Origin of the sequence: Mesorhizobium sp. B2-4-1 (assembly GCF_006442185.1) — a bacterium.
Taxonomy (GTDB): domain Bacteria; phylum Pseudomonadota; class Alphaproteobacteria; order Rhizobiales; family Rhizobiaceae; genus Mesorhizobium.
In genome coordinates, this window is the sequence record NZ_VFVN01000008.1 from 198193 (window position 1) to 220293 (window position 22101).

General features: G+C 62.7%; 24 protein-coding genes and 1 pseudogene. 12 read left to right on the top strand and 13 right to left on the bottom strand.

The genetic code is table 11. From position 1 onward, the window contains the following. Positions 1 to 52 precede the first annotated feature (52 nt). The gene (locus FJ949_RS21345) at positions 53 to 883 is read right to left on the bottom strand and encodes an AraC family transcriptional regulator (RefSeq protein WP_140498989.1); all 831 of its coding nucleotides are present in this window, start codon (positions 881 to 883) and stop codon (positions 53 to 55) included. Positions 884 to 970: 87 nt separating this feature from the next. Between FJ949_RS21345 and FJ949_RS21350 the strand changes: the two genes are divergently transcribed. Together FJ949_RS21350 and FJ949_RS21355 are read left to right on the top strand one after the other, a co-directional pair. Then, on the top strand, positions 971 to 1507 hold the full coding sequence (locus FJ949_RS21350) for a hypothetical protein (RefSeq protein ID WP_140498831.1): 537 nt from the start codon (positions 971 to 973) through the stop codon (positions 1505 to 1507). Positions 1508 to 1679: 172 nt separating this feature from the next. Further along, positions 1680 to 2309 carry a MarC family protein gene (locus FJ949_RS21355; RefSeq protein WP_140498833.1) on the top strand — a complete coding sequence of 210 codons (630 nt, stop codon included), beginning with the start codon at positions 1680 to 1682 and terminating at the stop codon, positions 2307 to 2309. A gap of 5 nt (positions 2310 to 2314) precedes the next feature. On the opposite strand, the gene FJ949_RS21360 is transcribed toward FJ949_RS21355, so the two are convergent. Genes FJ949_RS21360 through FJ949_RS21370 form a run of 3 tightly spaced genes read right to left on the bottom strand, consistent with a single transcriptional unit; the run spans position 2315 to position 3729 of the window. After that, complete coding sequence (locus FJ949_RS21360; RefSeq protein WP_140498836.1) at positions 2315 to 2740, bottom strand: OsmC family protein; 426 nt, start codon at positions 2738 to 2740, stop codon at positions 2315 to 2317. A 22-nt stretch (positions 2741 to 2762) separates the two neighbouring features. Then, on the bottom strand, positions 2763 to 3176 hold the full coding sequence (locus FJ949_RS21365) for a DUF2306 domain-containing protein (protein WP_140498838.1): 414 nt from the start codon (positions 3174 to 3176) through the stop codon (positions 2763 to 2765). Positions 3177 to 3216: 40 nt separating this feature from the next. Then, positions 3217 to 3729 carry a single-stranded DNA-binding protein gene (locus tag FJ949_RS21370; RefSeq protein WP_140498840.1) on the bottom strand — a complete coding sequence of 171 codons (513 nt, stop codon included), beginning with the start codon at positions 3727 to 3729 and terminating at the stop codon, positions 3217 to 3219. Positions 3730 to 3965: 236 nt separating this feature from the next. Here FJ949_RS21370 and FJ949_RS21375 point away from each other — a divergent pair, with 236 nt between their 5' ends. The 9 genes from FJ949_RS21375 (at position 3966) to FJ949_RS21415 (ending at position 12444) form a co-directional block, all read left to right on the top strand. Then, a complete protein-coding gene (locus FJ949_RS21375; RefSeq protein WP_140498842.1) occupies positions 3966 to 4280 on the top strand; it encodes a metalloregulator ArsR/SmtB family transcription factor in 315 nt (104 codons plus the stop codon). Then, positions 4277 to 4780 (top strand): SRPBCC domain-containing protein, encoded by a 504-nt coding sequence (locus tag FJ949_RS21380; protein ID WP_140498844.1) that lies wholly within the window; start codon positions 4277 to 4279, stop codon positions 4778 to 4780. The genes FJ949_RS21375 and FJ949_RS21380 overlap by 4 nt, the downstream gene beginning before the upstream one ends. Positions 4781 to 4811: 31 nt before the next feature. Further along, positions 4812 to 5417 (top strand): ATP-dependent Clp protease proteolytic subunit, encoded by a 606-nt coding sequence (locus tag FJ949_RS21385; RefSeq protein WP_140498846.1) that lies wholly within the window; start codon positions 4812 to 4814, stop codon positions 5415 to 5417. Between the two features lie 101 nt (positions 5418 to 5518). Next, on the top strand, positions 5519 to 5800 hold the full coding sequence (locus FJ949_RS21390; RefSeq protein ID WP_140498848.1) for a hypothetical protein: 282 nt from the start codon (positions 5519 to 5521) through the stop codon (positions 5798 to 5800). A gap of 708 nt (positions 5801 to 6508) precedes the next feature. Further along, positions 6509 to 9430, top strand: coding sequence for an excinuclease ABC subunit UvrA (gene uvrA / locus FJ949_RS21395; protein ID WP_140498850.1), 2922 nt, complete (start codon positions 6509 to 6511; stop codon positions 9428 to 9430). A 28-nt stretch (positions 9431 to 9458) separates the two neighbouring features. Continuing rightward, the gene (locus FJ949_RS21400; RefSeq protein ID WP_140498852.1) at positions 9459 to 9929 is read left to right on the top strand and encodes a GNAT family N-acetyltransferase; all 471 of its coding nucleotides are present in this window, start codon (positions 9459 to 9461) and stop codon (positions 9927 to 9929) included. Between the two features lie 42 nt (positions 9930 to 9971). Further along, a complete protein-coding gene (locus FJ949_RS21405; protein ID WP_140498854.1) occupies positions 9972 to 10784 on the top strand; it encodes a DUF72 domain-containing protein in 813 nt (270 codons plus the stop codon). A gap of 138 nt (positions 10785 to 10922) precedes the next feature. Continuing rightward, the gene (locus tag FJ949_RS30765; RefSeq protein WP_140498856.1) at positions 10923 to 11180 is read left to right on the top strand and encodes a hypothetical protein; all 258 of its coding nucleotides are present in this window, start codon (positions 10923 to 10925) and stop codon (positions 11178 to 11180) included. A 112-nt stretch (positions 11181 to 11292) separates the two neighbouring features. After that, complete coding sequence (locus FJ949_RS21415; protein ID WP_140498858.1) at positions 11293 to 12444, top strand: GGDEF domain-containing protein; 1152 nt, start codon at positions 11293 to 11295, stop codon at positions 12442 to 12444. A gap of 51 nt (positions 12445 to 12495) precedes the next feature. On the opposite strand, the gene FJ949_RS21420 is transcribed toward FJ949_RS21415, so the two are convergent. The 6 genes from FJ949_RS21420 to urtA all read right to left on the bottom strand — a co-directional run bounded on the left by FJ949_RS21420 (position 12496) and on the right by urtA (position 18680). Continuing rightward, the gene (locus FJ949_RS21420) at positions 12496 to 12672 is read right to left on the bottom strand and encodes a hypothetical protein (RefSeq protein ID WP_140498860.1); all 177 of its coding nucleotides are present in this window, start codon (positions 12670 to 12672) and stop codon (positions 12496 to 12498) included. A 230-nt stretch (positions 12673 to 12902) separates the two neighbouring features. Next, entirely contained in the window at positions 12903 to 13598 is a 696-nt protein-coding gene (urtE, locus tag FJ949_RS21425) for an urea ABC transporter ATP-binding subunit UrtE (RefSeq protein WP_140498862.1), read from the bottom strand. Positions 13599 to 13667: 69 nt separating this feature from the next. After that, complete coding sequence (gene urtD, locus FJ949_RS21430) at positions 13668 to 14414, bottom strand: urea ABC transporter ATP-binding protein UrtD (RefSeq protein ID WP_140498864.1); 747 nt, start codon at positions 14412 to 14414, stop codon at positions 13668 to 13670. A gap of 6 nt (positions 14415 to 14420) precedes the next feature. Further along, positions 14421 to 15650 (bottom strand): urea ABC transporter permease subunit UrtC, encoded by a 1230-nt coding sequence (urtC, locus tag FJ949_RS21435; RefSeq protein ID WP_140498866.1) that lies wholly within the window; start codon positions 15648 to 15650, stop codon positions 14421 to 14423. Further along, a complete protein-coding gene (gene urtB / locus FJ949_RS21440; RefSeq protein ID WP_140498868.1) occupies positions 15647 to 17263 on the bottom strand; it encodes an urea ABC transporter permease subunit UrtB in 1617 nt (538 codons plus the stop codon). Before urtB ends, urtC begins: the two co-directional genes overlap by 4 nt. A 106-nt stretch (positions 17264 to 17369) precedes the next feature. After that, a complete protein-coding gene (urtA, locus tag FJ949_RS21445; protein ID WP_140498870.1) occupies positions 17370 to 18680 on the bottom strand; it encodes an urea ABC transporter substrate-binding protein in 1311 nt (436 codons plus the stop codon). A gap of 313 nt (positions 18681 to 18993) precedes the next feature. Here urtA and FJ949_RS21450 point away from each other — a divergent pair, with 313 nt between their 5' ends. Beyond that, positions 18994 to 19392 carry a hypothetical protein gene (locus FJ949_RS21450; RefSeq protein WP_140498872.1) on the top strand — a complete coding sequence of 133 codons (399 nt, stop codon included), beginning with the start codon at positions 18994 to 18996 and terminating at the stop codon, positions 19390 to 19392. A gap of 66 nt (positions 19393 to 19458) precedes the next feature. On the opposite strand, the gene FJ949_RS21455 is transcribed toward FJ949_RS21450, so the two are convergent. From FJ949_RS21455 to FJ949_RS21465, 3 genes and pseudogenes are all read right to left on the bottom strand, one after another. Then, entirely contained in the window at positions 19459 to 21030 is a 1572-nt protein-coding gene (locus FJ949_RS21455) for a GMC family oxidoreductase (protein ID WP_140498874.1), read from the bottom strand. 47 nt (positions 21031 to 21077) lie between these two features. Then, positions 21078 to 21608 (bottom strand): annotated as a pseudogene (locus FJ949_RS21460) (gluconate 2-dehydrogenase subunit 3 family protein). A 72-nt stretch (positions 21609 to 21680) separates the two neighbouring features. After that, positions 21681 to 22076, bottom strand: coding sequence for a VOC family protein (locus FJ949_RS21465; protein ID WP_140498876.1), 396 nt, complete (start codon positions 22074 to 22076; stop codon positions 21681 to 21683). Positions 22077 to 22101: the final 25 nt, after the last annotated feature.

Here is a 22101-nt window from a genome sequence, read left to right on the forward strand (position 1 = left end):
TATGGCCGATGTGCTTTTCGAAGCCATCGACACAAAGGCTCGCCATCTCGTGTTAGCGGCGGCCCGCGCGGCGGGCGCGATAGCCGCCGGGCGTCTCGCCCATTTCGCGCCGGAAGCGGCGATTGAAGGTCGAAAGGTCCCCGAAGCCGGCCTCGAAGGCGACCGTCGAGATGGCATCGTCGGAAATGCGTAGCCGCACCGCCGCCCGGTGCAGCCTGGTCCTCAGCAGAAACCGGTAGGGGGTCATTCCGGCAATCTGGCGGAATGTGCGCAGGAAATGATACGGACTGGTCGCCGTCTCCCGGGCAAGCACGGCCAGCGAAAGCGGCTGATCGGCATCGACCTCGATACGCCGAACCGCCTCCGCGATCCGTTTCTGGTCGCGGCCGCTGGGTGTCCGCGCCACCTTGGTGTGCCCTGAGCTTGCGGCGACTGCTGCGCCGGCAATGCGCAAGCCGAGTTCCTCGAAAGCAGCGGTTTCGCCCACATCGCGCGCGGCCTCCGCTTCGGCCAGCAGCGGCATCAGCGCCGGCAGGGGCGGCAGGCGCGGCGTCTCGAAGGCCAGCATTCTGGCGCCTGGTACGTTCTCCACGATCCGTTCCATATAGGCCGGAGCAAAATGGAAGGAGAGGCAGCGGTCGCCGGCGCCGTGCTCGTGGCCGCATTCGTAGCATGTGCCGGGATTACCGAGCAGCACCGCGCCTGGCGCGAGCATCGCGGTGCCCTGGCTGGCGCGATAGCGGAAGGTGCCGCTGGTCACCGCGGCGACGCAGAACGTCCGGTGCTCCTCCTCGAACGGCCGGTCGCCGGCGCCGGCCGTGCACACCACGTCCGACACCTGCCAGCCTGGCCCCGAGGCAATGATCCTGTCGCTCGTCGTCATAGCCTGAAAGATAGCAATTTTTCCCAAGCGCAGAACCCTGCCCCGGCCTATCGCTTGCGGTCTCCTGACAGCATGAAGGCACCAGCCATGACCAACCAGCCCACTTTTACCGAGGCCCTGCACAGCGACGGGCCCGCCCCCGGCTTTGCCGAGAATTTGGATCTCTACGGCCGCTTCGTCGGCGCCTGGACTTTCGATGCCAGCCGTCATCTCGAGGACGGCACCGTGCTGACCGGACGCGGCGAGGTGCATTTCGGCTGGGTGCTGGAAGGCCGCGCGATCCAGGACGTCTGGATCCTGCCCGCGCGCGATGCCGGCCCCTCGCCTTCTCTCGGCAAATGGACCTTTTATGGCACGACCTTGCGCGTCTACGATCCCGGCGCAAATGCCTGGCATATTTTCTGGAGCGATCCGCGCAACCAGTATTACAGCCGCCAACTCGGTCGCGCCGAAGGCGACACGATTGTCCAAGTGGGCGCCGACGGCACCGGTTCCTCCGTACGTTGGAGCTTTTCACGAATAACCGAAAATTCCTTCCGCTGGCTCGGCGAGCGCTCGCACGACAATGGCGCGACATGGCGGCTCGAAGTGGAGTTCCTGGCGCGGCGCTCTGGCCGTACCTGATCAAGCAGCCCGCGACGCAAACTCAGGCATTCCCTGCGTTCTTTCGCGTCTCCCTCGGCCCAGCCGGCTTTCGCAGAGTTCGCGAGCCGCCTCTCCCCAGCCGGTTTCCTCCGTCCCTGCTTTGCTCTACCAATGTCGGGATGCGGGCTCGGCCCGGCGGGAGGGGTGAGAGATGCCGAGTTTCGACAGCCTGTTCAACGCCTTCGTCACCATTCTGGTGACCATCGACCCGCCCGGGCTGGCGCCGCTGTTTCTGGCGATAACGCGCGGCATGAACCGCGAGGAGCGCCAGCAGGTCTCGGTCCGCGCTTCGGTCATCGGCTTCCTGGTGATGGCGCTGTTCGCGGTTGCCGGCGCCTCGATCCTGTCGGTGTTCGGCATCACGCTGCCGGCCTTCCGTGTCGCCGGCGGCTTTTTGCTCTTCTTCATCGCTTTTGAAATGGTGTTCGAGCGCCGGCAGGACCGTAAGGAGAAGATCGGCGACGTGGCCATCACCAAGGACATGATCCACAACATCGCCGCTTTCCCGCTGGCGATCCCGCTGATCGCCGGCCCCGGCGCGATTTCGGCGACTGTGCTGCTCTCCGGCTCGTTTCAGGGCTTTGGCGCCCAGGCGGCACTGGTCGGCATCATCTTCGTCTGCCTCGCCATCACCTATCTCGTGTTCGTGCTGTCGGAGCGCATAGACCGCATCCTCGGCCAGACCGGCCGTTCGATCCTGACCCGCCTGCTCGGCGTTATCCTGGCGGCACTTGCCGTCCAGTTCGTGGCTGACGGCATCAAGGCGCTGATGGCCTCATAGGCCGCTTATTTTGCCGTCGTGTCGATAATTTCGAAATCGTGGGTAATGGCGGCGGTCTTGGACATCATGGCCGAAGCCGAACAGTATTTTTCGATCGAGAGATCGATCGCCCGCTTCACCTTGTCGGGCGACAGCGCCCTGCCCTTGACGATGAAATGCATATGAATGCGGGTGAACACCTTGGGATCGGTCTCGGCTCGGTCGGAATCGAGCTCGACCACACAGTCCTCGATCGCCTCGCGCCCCTTTTCGAGGATATGGACGACATCATAGGCCGAGCAGCCGCCGGTGCCGATCAGCACCAGTTCCATCGGGCTCGGCCCCGGCGTTCTCCCTTCAGGGCCGAACGCGGTCCCCAGTACGACCTTATGGCCTGTGCCGGACTCGCCGACGAAGGTGCGTTCCTCGACCCATTTGATGCGTGCTTTCAACTGATATTCCTTCCACTCGGGATCACGGTCTGGCTTGCGCGACGCCGAAGACCACGTCGTGCAAGATTCTGCCGGGCACCAGCGTAAAGACACCGGCACCCACCAACGCAAAGACATACAGCGCAATCATCGCCTTGCGGTGCTTGGCGACGCGGTGATTGCGTGCATGCCAGACCGCCAGCGGCACCGTGACCAGCACCAGGATCGACAAGAGATGGATCGGGCTGAAAGGGCCAATGAGCCGTATCTGCTGGATCCAGAAACTCGAGATGGCGACGGCCAGCATCAGCGCCGCCCAGAGATAGCCCATCGCGCGGTGGCGCAGCGTGCCTTTCGGCAGCGCCAGCTGCGCGCCGCCTATCGCCAGCGCGGCAAAGGCCGCGAACGCATGCCATGGGATCGGAGAACGTGCCGATAGGAGCGGTCCGAGCGACATCGTGCCCTCTCCTAAAATGCCCGTCACGCCGCGTCGATGCTCAGAACGGAATTTCGTCGTCCAGCTCGCGCGACGAACCGCCGCCGCCCTTGGGAGCACCGCCGCCACGATTGAAGCCTTCGTTCGGGCCGGACTGGCCGAAATCGGAACCACGGCTGCCGCCGCCGGAATAACCGCCGACCTGGCCGCCTTCGCCCTGGCCGCGCGCGTCGAGCATCTGCAGCTCGCCGCGGAATCTCTGCAGCACGACTTCCGTCGTGTATTTGTCGGCACCGGTCTGGTCTTGCCATTTGCGTGTCTGCAACTGGCCCTCGACATAAACCTTCATGCCCTTCTTCAGATACTGCTCGGCAACCTTGGCGATGCCCTCATTGAAGATGACGACATTGTGCCACTCGGTCTTTTCCTTGCGCTCGCCGGAATTCTTGTCGCGCCAGCTTTCCGATGTTGCGATGCGGATGTTGACGACCGGCTCGCCAGAATTCAGGCGGCGGATCTCCGGGTCCGCTCCGAGATTGCCGACCAGAATGACCTTATTGACGCTACCCGCCATGATACTTCTCCGCGCTCGTCCGAAACAAATTTTTGTCGCAGCACCTTACAGGTTGCGCACACCCGTTGCCTGCTGTGGCTGCCTTTTCCCACAAGGTTTTTGTTCTCTTTTCGTTCCTATATGCATCGCCGCTCATTGTCAAGGATTGGCAGCAATGCCGGAGCCGCCAGCTTCCTTTTATATGGGCCGCAAAAGACCGCTTGCCAAACCAATAAGTATCGACTTATGCCTTCACCATGATCGAAGCGGAAATTTTCCGGGCGCTGGCCGACCCCACCCGACGCGCCGTCTATGAACGCCTCGCCACCAGCGAGATGACGGTGTCGCAACTGCGCACCGGCATGACGGTGTCGCAGCCGGCTGTGTCGCAGCACCTGGCTGTGCTGCGCGGCGCAGGCTTGGTGGTCGAGCGGCGGGCGGGCCGCAACGCCTATTACCGCGCCGATCCGCAAGGGCTCGACCCGCTGCTCGGCTGGATCGAACGCTACCGGACCTTCTGGCCCGAGCGCATCGAAAAACTGAAGACGGTTCTCAAGGACATGGACCAATGACGCACGCACCAGTGACCGGCGAAAGCCATGCGCGGACCGCTCCCGACGCGATCGAGTTCGAGTGCGATCTTCCCGAGCCGCCGGAAAAGGTATGGCGGGCGTTGACCGTGCCCGAATTGCTTGCGGCCTGGATGATGCCCAACGACATCAATCCTGAGATCGGCAGCAATTTCGCCTTTGCCGGACCCGAAGCCCCGATCGAATGCGAGATCCTCGATGCCGAGCCCGGAAAAAGGCTTCGCTATACCTGGCGGGAACAGCCGCGGCCCGGCGAGGAACGGAACCCGCTCGACAGCATCGTCACCTTCACGCTCGCTCGCACTGTTTCGGGCGGCACGCATCTGCATATCATCCATGAAGGCTTTGCCCGTGCGGCGACATCCGCCGCCAGGCCCATGGTGACCATGGCAGGCGTCGGCTGCCGGCTTTCATTTGCTGCGAGCGCCTCCGGCCGTACGGCCGCCGCCAATTCATTTTGCCTTCTGCAGCGCGCCGCTTGACCGGCCGACACATGAAAAACGGAGAGAGACGATGACCGGTTTTGCCAATCTGGTGCCGATGGTGATCGAGCAGTCGAGCCGCGGCGAGCGCGCCTTCGACATTTTCTCGCGGCTGCTGCGCGAGCGCATCGTCTTTATCAACGGCGAGATCAACGACGGCATGTCGGCGCTGGTCTGCGCCCAGCTTCTGTCGCTGGAATCGGATAATCCCGACAAGGAGATCTCGCTTTACATCAACTCGCCTGGCGGCGTGGTGACCAGCGGCTTCGCCATCTACGACACGATGCAATATGTCAGCTGTCCGGTGTCGACGGTGTGCATGGGCTTTGCCGCCTCGATGGCTTCGTTCCTGCTGATGGCTGGCACGCCGGGACGGCGCATCGCGCTGCCCAACGCCAGCCTCGTCCTGCACCAGCCGCTTGGCGGCTTCCAGGGTCAGGCATCGGACATCCAGCGTCACGCCGAAGGCATCCTGCGCACCAAGCGGCAGATGACCGAGCTCTATGCGCGCCATTGCGGCCGCACCTATGAAGAGGTCGAGCGCACGCTCGACCGGGACTATTTCATGACCGCCGAGGAAGCGAAGGCCTGGGGTCTCGTCGATCATGTCTACGACACCCGCAAAAAGGCGGCATGACCAGCACAAGCACGATGAATTGAGCCGCGACGACCCCGCCATGCGGCGATTTGATGACCGCCGGTCTGGCCACCTAGACGGGGCGACGCTATAACCGGCAGATGATCGACAGCCGCTCATTCCGACCTCGGCGCCTTGCCGTCACCGCCGTCGCCGGTGCGCTCATGCTGGCCGGCGGCGCCTTTGCCGACGACAGCCAGAAAGGCAGCCTGCCCGGTGTGGCCGGCGATTATCGCATCGCCAAGCCGGCCCCGCAGCCCGAACCCGATGACGCCTTCCCCGCCAACGGAAACGGCCAGTTCAAGATCGGCGATACCGATGTCAGGATTTCTGGCAGCATCGCGGTCGATGTCGGCGCCGGCGGCATCAAACCGCCGCGGTAGCTGACATGTCGGGGCCGTCAGTACCTGCGCGTTCCCCCAAAAGAGCAGCCCCGCCGTGCTTTTAGCAAACGGACGGGGCTTTTCTGGATCTATAATCCAATCTTTCGCCGGGAATGTTTTACCGGCTTTCGATTTCGGATGCTTCGCGGCGTTCAGCCGACGATCCGACCAGTAGTCTCTGATTTTGGTGCATCCGGCAGGTTCACGTCGGAAGGCGCTCGCGTCTCCCTGGCATTCATGCCTGCCGCGGCTCCAATCACTGCTGGAGCCTCAAGGGACTGTCCGGTGGCGTCATGCTCCACTCCTGTGTCCGTTGCGACAATCGTCGTCAGAAGCACTGATCGCAGTAGCCCGCGGCGTCTCGCAAGCAGCCTTTGGGCGGCGAGGCCATCGAAAGACAGCCGGCTTCATTGACGTGTGGAGTCTGCTCCCCTCAGCCGGGGACGTCAACCGCTCGATGTCCGATCGGAAAAAATGTGATCGAGCGACATATCCCCTGATGGGAACCACACCGCCTGCTCCACCGCTTTTGTCAGGAGCGTGTTCGGTCTTTGTTCTTTCCGCTTGCCCGTCCGCCCGAAAGACGGTTAAACGACTTGGTCGAGAATTGTGGCGTCTCTCGACGCGGCGGCAAAAATACCTACATAGAGGACGGCCGGTGAAAACCCGCCGATCCCACAAATTCCAGATCTGAGGCGGCGACCGGCAATGGCCGACCATAAATATCTTTCCATTCGCGGGGCGCGCGAACACAATCTGAAGAATGTCGATCTCGACCTGCCGCGTGACAGCCTGATCGTCATGACCGGCCTGTCGGGCTCCGGCAAATCGTCGCTTGCCTTCGACACCATCTACGCCGAAGGCCAGCGCCGCTATGTCGAGAGCCTGTCGGCCTATGCGCGGCAATTCCTCGAAATGATGCAGAAGCCGGACGTCGACCAGATCGACGGCCTGTCGCCGGCCATCTCCATCGAGCAGAAGACCACCTCGAAGAACCCGCGCTCGACGGTCGGCACCGTCACCGAGATATACGATTATATGCGGCTTCTGTTCGCGCGTGTCGGCGTACCCTATTCGCCGGCCACCGGGCTGCCGATCGAGAGCCAGACGGTGTCGCAGATGGTCGATCGCGTGCTGGCGGTCGAGGAAGGCACGCGCCTGTTCATCCTGGCGCCGATCGTGCGCGGCCGCAAAGGCGAATACCGCAAGGAATTGCTCGAGCTGCAGAAAAAGGGATTTCAGCGCGTCAAGGTCGACGGCGTCTTCTACGAGATCGCTGATGTGCCGCCACTCGACAAGAAATACAAGCACGACATCGACGTGGTCGTGGACCGCATCGTCGTGCGTGGCGACCTCGCAACGCGCCTTGCCGATTCCATGGAGACCGCGCTGAAGCTCGCGGAGGGGCTGGCGGTAGCGGAGTTCGCCGACAAGCCGCTCGATGCCAGTCAGACGGGCGAGGATTCGGTCAACAAATCGAAGAACGAGACGCATGAGCGCATCCTGTTCTCGGAAAAATTCGCCTGTCCGGTCTCCGGTTTCACCATTCCCGAGATCGAGCCCAGGCTGTTCTCGTTCAACAACCCGTTCGGCGCCTGCCCGACCTGCGACGGGCTGGGCAGCCAGCGCGCCATCGATCCCAATCTGGTCGTTCCCGACGAGAACGTCTCGCTGCGCGATGGCGCCGTCAGCCCATGGGCGAAATCGACTTCGCCCTACTACGTGCAGACGCTGGAGGCGCTCGGCAAGGCTTACGGCTTCAAGCTCGGCGACAAGTTCAAGGATTTGAGCAGGGAAGCCCAGGAAGCCATCCTGCGCGGCACCGGCGAGCGCGAGATCACCTTCCAGTATGATGACGGCCTGCGCTCCTACAAAACGACCAAGACCTTCGAGGGCGTCATCCCCAACCTCGAGCGGCGCTGGAAAGAGACCGAATCCGCCTGGATGCGCGAGGAAATCGAGCGCTTCATGTCGGCCACCCCCTGCCCGGCCTGTCGTGGCTACAGGCTGAAGCCGGAAGCGCTGGCGGTGAAGATCGCCGGCAAGCACATCGGCGAAGTGACCGAACAGTCGATCCGCAAGGCCGACCAGTGGTTCACCGACCTGCCGGCGCAGCTCAACGACAAGCAGAACGAGATCGCCGTGCGCGTGCTCAAGGAAATCCGCGAGCGGCTGCGCTTCCTCAACGACGTCGGCCTCGACTATCTCACCCTGTCGCGCAATTCCGGCACGCTGTCGGGCGGCGAGAGCCAGCGCATCCGGCTGGCATCGCAGATCGGCTCCGGCCTCACCGGCGTGCTCTACGTGCTGGACGAACCGTCGATCGGCCTGCACCAGCGCGACAATGCGCGCCTGCTCGACACGCTCAAGCACCTGCGCGACATCGGCAACACGGTGATCGTGGTCGAGCATGACGAGGACGCCATCCTGCATGCCGACTACGTCGTCGACATCGGTCCGGCCGCCGGCATCCATGGCGGTGAAATCATTGCCCAGGGCACGCCGCAGCAGGTGATGGCCAACCCGAATTCGATCACCGGCAAATACCTCTCGGGCGAGCTCGAGGTGGCGACACCAGCGGTTCGCCGCGAGGCGAAGAAGAACCGCCGCCTGAAAGTCGTCGGCGCGCGCGGCAACAATCTGAAGAACGTCACCGCCGAAATTCCGCTCGGCACCTTCACCGCCGTCACCGGCGTATCGGGCGGCGGCAAATCGACCTTCCTGATCGAAACGCTTTTCAAGGCGGCCTCGCGCCGCATCATGGGCTCGCGCGAGCATCCGGCCGAGCACGACCGCATCGAGGGCTTGGAGTTCCTCGACAAGGTCATCGACATCGACCAGTCGCCGATCGGACGGACCCCGCGCTCCAACCCCGCCACCTATACCGGCGCCTTCACGCCGATCCGCGATTGGTTCGCGGGCCTGCCCGAGGCCAAGGCGCGCGGCTACCAGCCGGGCCGCTTCTCCTTCAACGTCAAGGGCGGCCGCTGCGAGGCCTGCCAGGGCGACGGCGTTATCAAGATCGAGATGCACTTCCTGCCCGACGTCTACGTCACCTGCGACGTCTGCCACGGCAAGCGCTATAACAGAGAGACGCTCGACGTGCTGTTCAAGGGCAAGTCGATCGCCGACGTGCTCGACATGACGGTCGAGGAAGGCGTCGATTTTTTCGCCGCCGTGCCCGGCGTGCGCGACAAGCTCGACACGCTGAAGCAGGTCGGCCTCGGCTACATCCATATCGGCCAGCAGGCGACGACGCTGTCGGGCGGCGAGGCGCAGCGGATAAAACTCGCCAAGGAGCTGTCGCGCAAGGCGACCGGCAAGACGCTCTATATCCTGGACGAGCCGACCACTGGCCTGCACTTTCACGATGTCGCCAAGCTGCTGGAAGTGCTGCACGAACTGGTCGATCAGGGCAACACGGTGGTGGTGATCGAGCACAATCTCGAAGTGATCAAGACCGCCGACTGGGTGCTCGACCTCGGCCCCGAGGGTGGCGATGGCGGCGGCGAGCTGGTCGCCTCCGGCACGCCGGAAGCGATCGTGCGCGAAAAACGCAGCTACACCGGCCAATTCCTCAAGGAATTGCTGGAGCGACGCCCCGGAGGCAAGCGCGAAGCAGCGGAGTGATGGCGGGCTGGCGTTGGGAATCTCCGGAATGAAGATCAGGAAAGCCCTCGCCCCGGATGTCACCGCCGTCATGACTCTGACCACGGATGCCTACGCGCCCTACACCGCGCTGTTGGGCGCGCCGCCGATCCCGGTCACCGAAGACTATGCGCCGCGCATCGAACGCGGCGAGGCCTGGCTGCTGGAGAGTGGCGGCGACCTGGCCGGGCTGATCGTCCTGGAGCGGCACGAAGACCACGCGATGATCTTCTCCGTCGCGGTGGCGCCAGGATTTCAGGGCAAGGGCTTCGGCATCGCATTGTTGAAACATGCGGATCAGCAGGCGCGCCTGTGGGGCGTGCCGGAGGTGCGGCTCTACACCAATGCGAAAATGGAGCGCAACATCGCGCTCTATTTGGCCTACGGCTATCGCGAAACGGGTCGCCGGCCCAATCCCTACCGGCCAGGATGGGTGCTCGTCGACATGGCCAAGCCGGTCGACGAGGTCACGGCGGCCTGATTTTTCTGAACGCGGCCAGATTTCTGAAACGGGAGGACGACAATGAGCAAATCGGGAACAATCCGCGCCGGCATGGGCGGCTGGACCTTCGAGCCATGGGACACGTCCTTCTACCCGGAAAAACTCCCCAAGGCCAAGCAGTTGCAATACGCCAGCCGGCAGGTACCGAGCATCGAGGTCAACGGCACCTACTATTCCAGCTTCAAGGAACCGACCTTCGTCAAATGGGCCAATGGGGCCCCCGACGGTTTCGTCTATTCGCTGAAGGGCAACCGCTTCGTCACCAACCGCCGCGTGCTGGGCGAAGCAGGTGAATCGATGATGCGTTTCCTTGGCTCCGGCGTCGCCGCGCTGGGCGACAAGCTTGGACCGATCCTTTGGCAGTTCGCGCCGACCAAGAAATTCGATCCCGACGATTTCGAGGCGTTTCTGAAGTTGTTGCCGGAAAGCCAAGACGGTATCGCGTTGCGCCACGCGCTCGAAGTTCGCAACGACAGTTTCATCGTGCCGGAATTCCCGGCGCTCGCGCGCAAATACAAGGCGGCCATCGTCTATGCCGATCACGCAAAATATCCTGATATCGCCGATATCACCGGCGATTTCATCTATGCGCGGCTGCAGACCGGCTCGGATGACAATCCCGACTGCTACACGCCAAAAGGCCTCGATGAATGGGCGGCGCGGGCCAAGGTCTGGGCGGAAGGCAAGCAGCCGGCCGATTTGCGGCGCGCCGACCCTGCCACCGACGCGCCGGTGCAACCGCGCGACGTGTTCGTCTACTTCATCACCGAGGGCAAGGTGCGCGCGCCCTTCGGCGCCATGGCGCTGATGAAGCGAGTGACAGAAACCAGCTAAGCGGCAAGCCTCTGCGGCTATCTCCATTTGCATGAATTGCCGGCGTCAACAGCCTCTGTCGGAACCTCAAGGCGTCATCATCGTTTTGCCTTGGTGGCGGGTTCCCGCGCGGGAAAACCGCCAGAAAAGCGAGGAAGGATGGCTGTCATCCTTATCGGTGCGTTTCTCATCGTCGCCGGCGTTGTGTATACGGCGGGCGCAGCTCTCAGGCGTGGACGGCTCAGCGATCCGGCACCTGCAGCTTCGGATCGACGGATGCCAAATCTCGCAACGCAGGCCCCGACGCTTGAGCCACGCCGCCGCGGCCTCGGTTTCCTAGGCGTGTCACAGAATTGGCCGGGTCTGCTGATGATGGCGGTCGGTGCCGTTCTGCTCCTGTCGGCGGTAGTCCTCTAACGCCGTGCAAGCTTGGCTTTTTCGCCGCGATCGTAACCTTATCGACACTTCCTTGCGTCATGACTCCAGCAACGTCAGGCTGCAGGGTCGTCGCGGGCAAGGAACGAGGGGCATGTCGCTCGACTACAACTCACTTCTGCTGGCGGTCGGTTTCTCCGCTGCCTGCCTGAGCCTGACGTTGTTCGGCACATGGCTCACCGCCCGCACCGACAAGTTCCTGCTCACCTGGGCGCTCAGCGCCATGCTGGTGGTGGGCGAGGTCTTCACCTATGACGCCTATATCGACGCGCCCAGGCGCGGCCTCGGCATCGCCACCTTCACCTTGCTGCTGGTCGGCTTCTCCATGATGCTGGGCGCCGCATACCAATTCAGAAGCGGCGGCTCGCCGATCCCCAGGGTTTTGATCGGCAGCGGCATTTCGCTGGCAGTGGCGCTGCCGCCCATGGCTCTCGGCTATGACGGGCTCGGCTTCATGTTCGAGAATCTGTTCGCGGCCCTGCTCCTGTTCGCAACCGCCGCCGAATACTGGAAGGGCCGCGCCGAGGCCCCAGCGCTTACCATCGGCGCCGCCGCACTCTATTCAGCGACCGCCATGTCCTTCCTGCTCTGCGCGACGGTTTTGGCATGGGACGGCAAGCTGATCCTGAGCCATGCGCCGACGAACTGGGCCGAGGATCTCAGCCTCATCGTCGTCATCGCCAGCATGACCGGCATCGGCGCCTTGTCGCTGGCCCTCAACCAGGGGCGTCTGGCGGGGCATCATCGCCGCAACGCGCTGACGGATCAGCTGACCGGGCTGCTCAACCGCCGCGCGCTGTTCGACCTCTTTGGCGATTCTCCCGTCGGCGCCTTCACCGCCGTGGTCGTGTTCGACCTCGATAGCTTCAAGGCCATCAACGACCAGTTCGGCCACGCGACGGGCGATGAGGTGCTGAAAGTGTTCGCCAAGGAGCTTGCCGGCAACCTTCGCCCCACCGATGTCGCCGCGCGCATGGGCGGCGAGGAGTTCGCGGTGGTGTTGAAGCGGACTTTGCCCGAAACAGTGGAAAACACGGCCGAGGCGATACGAACCTCATTCGCCGCGCGCCGCATCGACACCGAGAACGGTCCCCTGACGTGCACCGTCAGCGCCGGCTTTGCTTTCGGCACCAAAGAGGGCCTGAGCTTCGACAAGGTGCTCAGCGCCGCCGACAAGGCGCTCTATGCCGCCAAGCGCGGCGGCCGCAACCGCGTCACCGCCTCTCCATTCCGGCGCGCTAGCTGACCAAGCGCATCAATGCCGTGCCCATCATTGTTGAATGGCCGAATGCGGCTTTTACGCCGCCATGACAATTTCATTGAAGGCATCGAGGTCGACATAGAAGACCTTGGTGATCTCCTCGATCAGCTCGTCGTGGTCATAGCCCTGGGACTTCAGAATGTTGATGGCTGTGATGATGTCGACGCGCTCTGTGAGCCGCCGCTTCTGGTAGTCCTCGACGTAACGTTCCATGGCTGCCCCTTGGCCTGTATGCCCAAACGCGTTGAACGACAGAGATCGCAGGGAGGATGCTAGGAACGCATGCTTGCGCGGAACTTGCCCGTCGCCCACCTCGATCTGCGACAAACCAGACTGATACGGAAGCGGCCGACTCACAAAGCCATCAGAAGACTAGCATGTAGTATTGAGCGTGCCAGCGGGTGTTGAAGAAAGATTGAGCAATCTTTCATCAGGAGATGGATTTACACCGTCAGGAACTTCCTGACATCCGCCCGGTCGAGATCTTCGGCAGGACCAGTATGGACGATCTGGCCGCGGTCCATGATGTTGACCTCGTCGGCGAGTTCGCGGCAGAAGTCGAGATATTGCTCCACGAGAAGAACCGCAATTCCGACCTGGTCGCGCAAATAGCGGATGGCGCGGCCGATGTCCTTGATAACGGACGGCTGGATACCTTCCGTCGGCTCATCGAGCACCAGAAGCTTGGGCCGCATCACCAGCGCCCTGCCGATGGCGAGCTGCTGCTGCTGGCCGCCGGAGAGATCGCCGCCGCGGCGGCCAAGCATCTGCTTGAGCACCGGAAACAATTCGAAGACATGCGCCGGCACGTTGCGGTCGGCCCGTTTCAGGGGCGAGAATCCCGATTCAAGGTTTTCCCGCACGCTGAGCAGCGGAAAGATCTCCCTGCCCTGCGGCACGAATGCGATGCCCGACCGGGCGCGGTCATACGCCGCGCTCCGGTCGAGCGCCTTCCCCTCGAAGGCAACGCTTCCGCTCGTCAGCCTGTGGTGGCCGACGATCGATCTCATCAAACTGGTCTTGCCGACGCCATTGCGGCCGAGCACGCAAGTGATCTTGCCGGCGCCCGCCTTCAGCGACACGCCGCGCAGCGCCTGGGCGGCGCCGTAGTGGAGCGTGGCATCGGAAATTTCGAGCATGTCAGCGCCTTCTCCAGAACCGAAGGAAGGCAAGATCGAAGCGATGGAATTGCACCCGCCAAACCATGCTCATCTCCCCAGATAGACTTCGACGACGCGTTCATCGGCAGATACGAAATCGAGCGTGCCTTCTGAAAGCACCGAGCCCTCATGCAGGCAGGTGACCTTGACGCCGAGCTCGCGCACGAAATGCATGTCATGCTCGACGACGATCACTGAATGGTCGCGGGCGATCTCCTTGAGCAGGCGCGCGGTTTCCTCGGTTTCGGCGTCGGTCATGCCGGCGACCGGCTCGTCGACCAGCAGCAGCTTCGGGTCCTGCGCCAGGAGCATGCCGATCTCCAGCCACTGCTTCTGCCCATGGCTGAGATTGGCGGCGAGCTCGTCGCGTTTGTCGCCGAGCCGGATGGTCCCGAGGATGTCATCGATCCGCCGCGTCTCGGCGGGCGAGCGTCGATGGAACAGCGCCGGGAAGATCGAGCGCGGCCCCTTCAGCGCCAGCATCAAATTTTCCTCGATCGTATGGCTTTCGAAAACCGTCGGCTTCTGGAATTTGCGGCCGATGCCCATCATGGCGATCTCGGCCTCGTCATGCCTGGTGAGATCGACCTGGCCGTCGAAGAACACCTCGCCCTCGTCGGGCCGTGTCTTGCCGGTCACGATGTCCATCATCGTGGTCTTGCCGGCGCCGTTGGGGCCGATGATGGCGCGCATCTCGCCCTTGTCGAGCACCAGCGACAGATTGTTGATGGCGCGAAAGCCGTCGAAGGAAACCGAGACGCCGTCGAGATAGAGAATGGTGTTCGACTTCGACATCGCTCGTTACTCCGCCGGCTGTGGTTCGAGGCTGGACGAGGACCATTCGCCGGGTGTTCTGGCCGCCGCCTGCACGACTTTGGACGGCGCGATTTCACCATCGGCGCCGGCCTCCTCGGCCAACGATGCCGCGCGCAGTGCCTTGGCGTTGCCGCGCCAGCTATCCCACATGCCGATGATGCCTTTCGGCAAGAGCAGCGTCACGGCGACGAACACGCCGCCGAGTGCGAACAGCCACAGTTCAGGCAGCACGCCGGTGAACCAGGATTTTCCGGCGTTGACCAGCAGCGCACCGATGATCGGCCCGATGATGGTGCCGCGCCCGCCGACCGCGGCCCAGATCACCACCTCGATCGAATTGGAGGGTTCGAATTCGCCCGGATTGATGATGCCGACCTGCGGCACGTAAAGCGCGCCCGCGACGCCGGCCATGACAGCTGAAACCGTGAAGGCGAACAACTTCACATTCTCAGCCCGCCAGCCGAGGAAGCGGGTGCGGCTTTCGGCATCGCGCACCGCCATCAGCAGCTTGCCGTATTTGGAGCCGACGATCGCCCAGGTGACGAAGACGCCGAGCGCAAGCATCACCGCGCTGGCCGCGAACAGCGCCGAGCGGGTCACGTCGGCCTGGACGTTGAAGCCCAGAATGTCCTTGAAATCGGTCAGGCCGTTGTTGCCGCCGAAGCCCATGTCGTTGCGGAAGAAGGCGAGCAGCAGCGCATAGGTCATCGCCTGTGTGATGATCGAGAGATAGACGCCTGTGACGCGGCTGCGGAAGGCGAACCAGCCGAAGACGAAGGCGAGCAGGCCGGGCACCGCGAGCACCATGAGGCCGGCGAACCAGAAATGGTCGAAGCCGGTCCAGAACCAGGGCAGCTCCTTGTAGTTCAGGAATACCATGAAATCAGGCAGGATCGGGTTGCCATAGACGCCGCGCGGGCCGATCTGGCGCATCAGATACATGCCCATCGCGTAGCCGCCGAGCGCGAAGAAGGCGCCGTGGCCGAGCGAAAGGATGCCGCAATAGCCCCAGACAAGATCGAGCGCCAAGGCAAGCAGCGCGTAGCAGAGATATTTGCCGGTCAGCGCCACGATATAGGGCGGGACGTAGAAGGCGCTCGTCGGTGACACAGCAAGATTGAGCAGAGGGCCGACGATCGCGGCCGCGAGCAGGATGAAAATGGTGATGGCGATGCGGCGGTCCGCGCCCGCGGCGAAGAAGCGTCCCGACATCATGCTTCCACCGCCCTGCCCTTGAGCGCGAACAGGCCGCGCGGGCGCTTCTGGATGAACAGGATGATCAGCACCAGCACGACGATCTTGCCGAGCACGGCGCCGGCATAGGGTTCCAGGAACTTGTTGACGATGCCCAGCGAAAAGGCGCCGACCAGCGTGCCCCACAGATTGCCGACGCCGCCGAAGACGACGACCATGAAACTGTCGATGATGTAGCCGCGGCCGAGATTGGGCGAGACATTGTCGATCTGGCTGAGCGCCACGCCGGCAATGCCGGCAATGCCGGAGCCGAGCGCGAAGGTCAGCGCGTCGACCCATGGCGTCCTGATGCCCATAGAGGCGGCCATGCGGCGGTTGGCGGTGACGGCGCGCATCTGTAGGCCCCAGGGGGTGCGCTTCATCACATAGAGCAGCACGGCAAAGACGCTAAGCGCGAAGACCAGGATCCAGAGCCGGTTCCAGGTGATGGCAAGCTGGCCGACATCGAACGAACCCGACATCCAGGAGGGATTGCCGACCTCCTGGTTGGTTGGCCCGAAGATCGAGCGCACTGCCTGCTGCAGGATCAGCGAAACGCCCCATGTCGCCAGCAGCGTCTCCAGCGGCCGGCCGTAGAGGAAGCGGATAATGCCGCGCTCGATGGCGAGGCCGACAAGCCCCGCGACCAGGAAGGCAAGTGGCAGCGCGATGACCAGCGACCAGTCGAACAGGCCGGGAAACGACGTGCGGATCACCTGCTGGACGACGAAGGTCGTGTAGGCGCCGAGCATCACCATCTCGCCATGCGCCATGTTGATGACGCCCATGACGCCGAAGGTGATGGCAAGCCCGATCGCTGCCAGCAGCAGCACCGAGCCCAGCGAAATGCCATACCAGATGTTCTGTCCGGCGTCCCACAGGGCCAGCGTCGAATTGATGTTGGCGATAGCCGCCGTCGCGGCTTCCTGCACTGCGCCCAAGGCATTGGCCCCTGCCGAGGTGAGCAGCGATACCGCATCGCGGTCGCCGCGCGCGCCGATCAGGGCGATTGCCGCGAGCTTGTCGGCATCAGGCCGATCCGAGCTCAGAATCGACGCGGCACGAGCCTGTTCCAGCAAGGTCTTGACACTGGCGACCGTCTCATTGGCGATCGCAGCGTCGAGCGGCTCGATGTTTGCGGAATCGGGCGTCTTGAACATGGTGTCGGCGGCGGCGAGCCGCACGGCCGGATCCTTGGCGCCAAGCGTCAGCGTGCCCAGCGCATCGCGGATGGTGCGGCGCAGCGTGTTGTTGACCTTGATCTTGGTGATGTCGTCCTTGGCTGCTTCACCGGATGGCTCACCGCTCAGCGGGTCGAAAAGCTGGACCCGTTCGCCGCCTTCCTTGCCGACGAAGACCAGGGAATCGATCTTGCGGATGTAAAGATTGCCATCGGCGAGTGCCGCAAGAGGCCGCTCCACTGCCGGATCGCCGGTCGCCGCCAGGTCGTGAACGACAGCTCCCGTCTCCGAAAAACCCTTGGCGGCGGCGAACTTGGCGATGATGCCACGCAGATCGGCTTCGCCGGCGCCCGATGACGACAGCGTCGCCAGCAAGAACAGCAGTGTCAGGCCAAGTGCGCGGAAAAGGTTCATCGGCGTCAGGCGACTCTTCAGGGTTGAGTTGGACGTCCGGACGGCGAAGGAACCGTCCGGACGCTCGCGGTCATGGGCATGGACCTGAAGGTCCAGCCCGGGAGGATCAGTTTGTGCCCTTGCCGCCGCATTTGCCGGTGGCGACATTGAAGTTGCCGCAGGACAGAGGCGCCCGCCAATCGGAGATCAAGTCCTTGGAGTCGGGCAGGTAATCCGACCACTCGTCGCCCATCACCAGCCCCGGCGTGCGCGAGACCGTCTCGAACTGGCCGTCGGCCTGGATTTCACCGATCAGCACCGGCTTGGTGATGTGATGGTTCGGCATCATCGTCGAATAGCCGCCGGTCAGGTTCGGCACCGAGACGCCGACCATGGCGTCAATCACCTTGTCCGGATCGGTGGTGCCGGCCTTCTCGACCGCCTTCACCCACATGTTGAAGCCGATATAGTGGGCCTCCATCGGGTCGTTGGTGGTGCGCTTGTCGTTCTTGATGAACTTGTGCCAGTCGGCGATGAACTTCTTGTTCTCGGGCGTGTCGACGCTCTCGAAGTAGTTCCAGGCGGCGAGATGGCCGACCAGCGGCGCCGTGTCGAGACCGGCAAGCTCCTCCTCGCCGACCGAGAAGGCCATGACCGGGATGTCCTCGGCCTTGATGCCCTGGTTGCCCAGTTCCTTGTAGAACGGCACGTTGGCGTCGCCGTTGACGGTGGAGACGACGGCGGTCTTCTTGCCGGCCGAACCGAACTTCTTGATTGCCGAGACTTCGGTCTGCCAGTCCGAGAAACCGAACGGCGTGTAGTTGACCATGATGTCTTCCGCCGCGACGCCCTTGGCCTTCAGATAGGCCTCGAGGATCTTGTTGGTGGTGCGGGGATAGACATAGTCGGTGCCTTCCAGCACCCATCGCTTCACCGAGCCGCCATCCTCGCTCATCAGATAGTCGACGGCCGGAATGGCCTGCTGGTTCGGCGCCGCGCCCGTATAGAACACGTTGCGCTCGCTCTCCTCGCCCTCATACTGGACGGGATAGAACAGGATGTTGTCGAGTTCCGAGAACACCGGCAGCACCGATTTGCGCGACACCGAGGTCCAGCAGCCGAACACCGCCGCGACCTTGTCCTTGGAGATCAGCTCGCGCGCTTTCTCGGCGAAGAGCGGCCAGTTGGACGCCGGATCGACGACGACCGCTTCGAGCTTCTTGCCGAGCAGGCCGCCCTTGGCATTCTGCTCGTCGATGAGCATCAGCATGGCATCCTTCAGCGTCGTCTCCGAAATCGCCATCGTGCCGGACAGCGAATGGAGGATGCCGACCTTGATCGTGTCGTCGGCCGCCTTCGCGGGCGCCGACATCGACAGGCCGGCAGCGACCACGCCCGCCGAAAACATTTTTGTTATTGTCGAGAAATTACCCCTCATGCCTGACACTCCCAAGCTGATTGATTGCAACGCAACACTACGAAGCAACCCCCATGCCAATCGCCGAGGCGGTTTCGTGGAAGGAGTTAATGCTCAATATTATCAGTGGATTGACATATCGTGCTTAGAGAAAGCGTGAGGGCCGGTTAAAAATTGGTTGAGGGAAATTTGCGCAGCGCACACGGTTTTTGCCTAATTTTCGTCCAATTTCTCCAAATGCCTAGATTTTGATCTCCGGACGCGGGCCGCACGCGACAAATATTGCGGTACGGCACACAAATGGGGCAAGTTCGCCCCTCAACCGAGCGACGTCATGGCATCCGGAATTTCACGCATCTCTACCGGCCTATTGTTTCTGGCGGCGGCGACCGGGGCGGCGCGAGCCGACTTCAGCGACGGCAAGATGCCCGACGGCATTTATCATTGCGAGGTCTACCTGCTCGGCATGTTCCTCAACCTCGGCGACATCACCATCAAGGGAAACGTCTATACCGGCCCAGTCACCTTCGGGACCGCCCAGCAGGGCTACAATTACCAGATGGACGCAAATGGGGTGATCTCCTGGCTGGGACCGCTCGGCGGCTACACCGCCGGCGGCAACTCGTTGTCCCTCACTCAGGCAACTCTGGATGGTCAGGGCCCGCCCTCGTTCGACATCATCATGAGACAGCCCGACGGCGCCTTCACCGCCTCGACCTGCACCAAGGGCTGAAAGTCGAGAAAAATGGCGCGGAACCCCGGTCGGGGCTCCGCGCCAGCAGGCAGTCGGGAGGTGGAACTAGATGCTTCTCGCTGACATTTGGCTGGCGATGTAATCGGCCTGCCGGATCGCCAGCGAGACGATCGTCAGCGTCGGGTTCTCGGCCGCGCCTGTCGTGAACTGGCTGCCGTCGGAAACGAACAGGTTATTGATGTCGTGCGTCTGGCCGTGCTTGTTGACGACGCCTTCGGCCGCCTTCTCGCTCATCCGGTTTGTGCCGAGATTATGGGTGGAAGGATAAGGCGGCGTCGGGAAAGTACGCGTCGCTCCAACCGCATCGTAGAGCGCCGTGGCCTGTTTGTAGGCATGATCGCGCATCGCCGTATCGTTGGGATGATCGTCGAAATGCACATCGGCGATCGGCATGCCGTGCTCGTCCTTTTCGTCGGCATGCAGCGTGATGCGGTTTTCTTCGCGCGGCATGTCCTCGCCGACGATCCACAGCCCTGCCATGTGGTCGTAGTGGTCGAGTGCGGTGGTGAAGGAGCGGCCCCAAGCGCCGGGATCGAGGAAGGCCGCCATAAACGGCAGGCCGAGCGAAAGCGTCTCGAATTCGTAGCCGCCGACGAAACCGCGCGATGGATCATGCCGCGCCTCGTCGCGGATGATGCCGGCCATCGTGGTGCCGCGATACATGTGCACCGGTTTGTCGAAGATGGCATAAACCGAGCCGGTGGTGTGGCGCATGTAGTTCTTGCCCACCTGCCCCGATGAATTGGCGAGGCCGTCAGGGAACTTGCTCGAAGCCGAATTGAGCAGCAGGCGCGGGCTTTCAATCGAATTGCCGGCGACGGCGACGATGCGGGCCTTCTGCTCCTGCAGCTTGCCGTCCTTGTCGGCATAGACGACGCCGGTCACCTTTCCCGAGGCGTCATGGTTGATCTTGACGGCCATGGCGTTCGGCCTCACCTCGAGATGGCCTGTCGCTTCGCCTTTCGGGATCTCGGTGTAGAGCGTCGACCATTTGGCGCCCCATTTGCAGCCCTGGAAGCAGAAGCCGGTCTGCTGGCAGGACATCCGGTCGTCACGCTCGACCGAATTGATCGCCATGTTGCCGGTGTGGCATTCCTTGTAGCCGAGCTTGTCGGCGCCAGCCTTCAACAGCTTGAAATTATTGTTGCCCGGCAGCCTCGGCCAGTCATTGGTGCCGGTGACGCCCATCTTGGCTTCGGCCTTGGCGTAATAAGGCTCCATCTCGGCCAGTGTCACCGGCCAATCGAGCAGGTTCGCGCCCTCCACCTTGCCGTAGGTCGAGGCGGTCTTGAACTCATGCTCCTGGAAGCGCAGCGAAGCGCCGGCCCAGTGCGTGGTCGAGCCGCCGACCGATTTCACGATCCAGGCCGGCAGGTTCGGAAAATCCCTGGCCACGCGCCAGTCGCCCGAAGTCGTGCGCTTGTCTTTCCAGGCGAGTTGGGCAAAGGAGTCCCACTCGTCATTGATGAAGTCGTCGAATTCGTGGCGAGCGCCGGCCTCCAGGATCACGACGTCGATGCCCTTCTGGGCGAGTTCATTGCCGAGTGTGCCGCCGCCGGCTCCCGAGCCGATGATGACGACCAAATTGTCGTTTTTCAGATCAAACGCTGCTGCCATGGTTTCCTCCCATGATTTCGATTTTGCTGGGTGACGAGAGGAGCGGCTCAGAGCCACTCGATGTCGTCGAAGCCGCGCGCGATATAGCCGCCCTTGGAATAGGATTCGCCCTCATAGCCAAAGACTGGCCAGACCTCCTTCTGGTTGTAGAGGCTGACGACGAGGCCCCCGCGCACCGCCTGGAAGAAAGGCGTGGCTTCGACCTGCTTCAGCACTGCGACACGCTGATCCTCCCAACCAAGGTTCCGGTAGCCGCCCTTGCCGGACCTCTTGTCGAGATCGGCGATGCCGTTCTCGATGAGATCCCTATGTGCGGCATCCTTGCCGGCCTGCTCGTCATGGCTCTTGACCGCGACGGCGTACTATTTGTCGGGAAGCTGATCGTGCGGGTAGACGTCCCGCGCCATCTGGATCAGCGTCGCCATCGTCTCCGGCTTCAGCGCCGATGTTTCGAGGCCCCAGGCATGTTCCGGGCTGATGACCGCGCTGCCGGAAATGACGAGCAAGGCTCCGACGCCGCTGCGCTTCAGAAGCTCGCGCCGCGAAAGCCCGGGCCTGCTTTCATAGACCGTGACCATATTTTCCTCCCTGCTTGCTGGTTGCATCCATGGGATGCCTTGGCTGGCGCCGCGCACACGCGGCCGCGATCTCTACTGGAACCTGCCTCCTCGTTGCAGAACCTCGATCCTGTAGCCGTCCGGATCCTCGATGAAGAAGAAGCGTGCGATCAGCGAACCGTCACGGTTGAATTCGACGATCTTCTTCGGGTTGAGGCCGAGCGCGCCGAGCCGGTCGTGCTCGCCGTCGAGATCGACGACCGAAACCGCGAGATGGCCGTAGCCATCGCCAAGCGCATAAGGCTCCTGCCGACCCTTGTTCACGGTCAGTTCGACTTCGAATTGCGTCTCGGCATTGCTGAGGTAGATGAGCGTGAACGTGTCGAAATCCAGCCTTTCGGCGACATCGAGGCCGAAGGCATTTCTGTAGAAATCGACGGAGCGGGTCTCGTCGAGAACCCGGATCATGGTGTGAATTGCCTTCGCCAAATCAGTCCTCGCCACTCGATGCTTC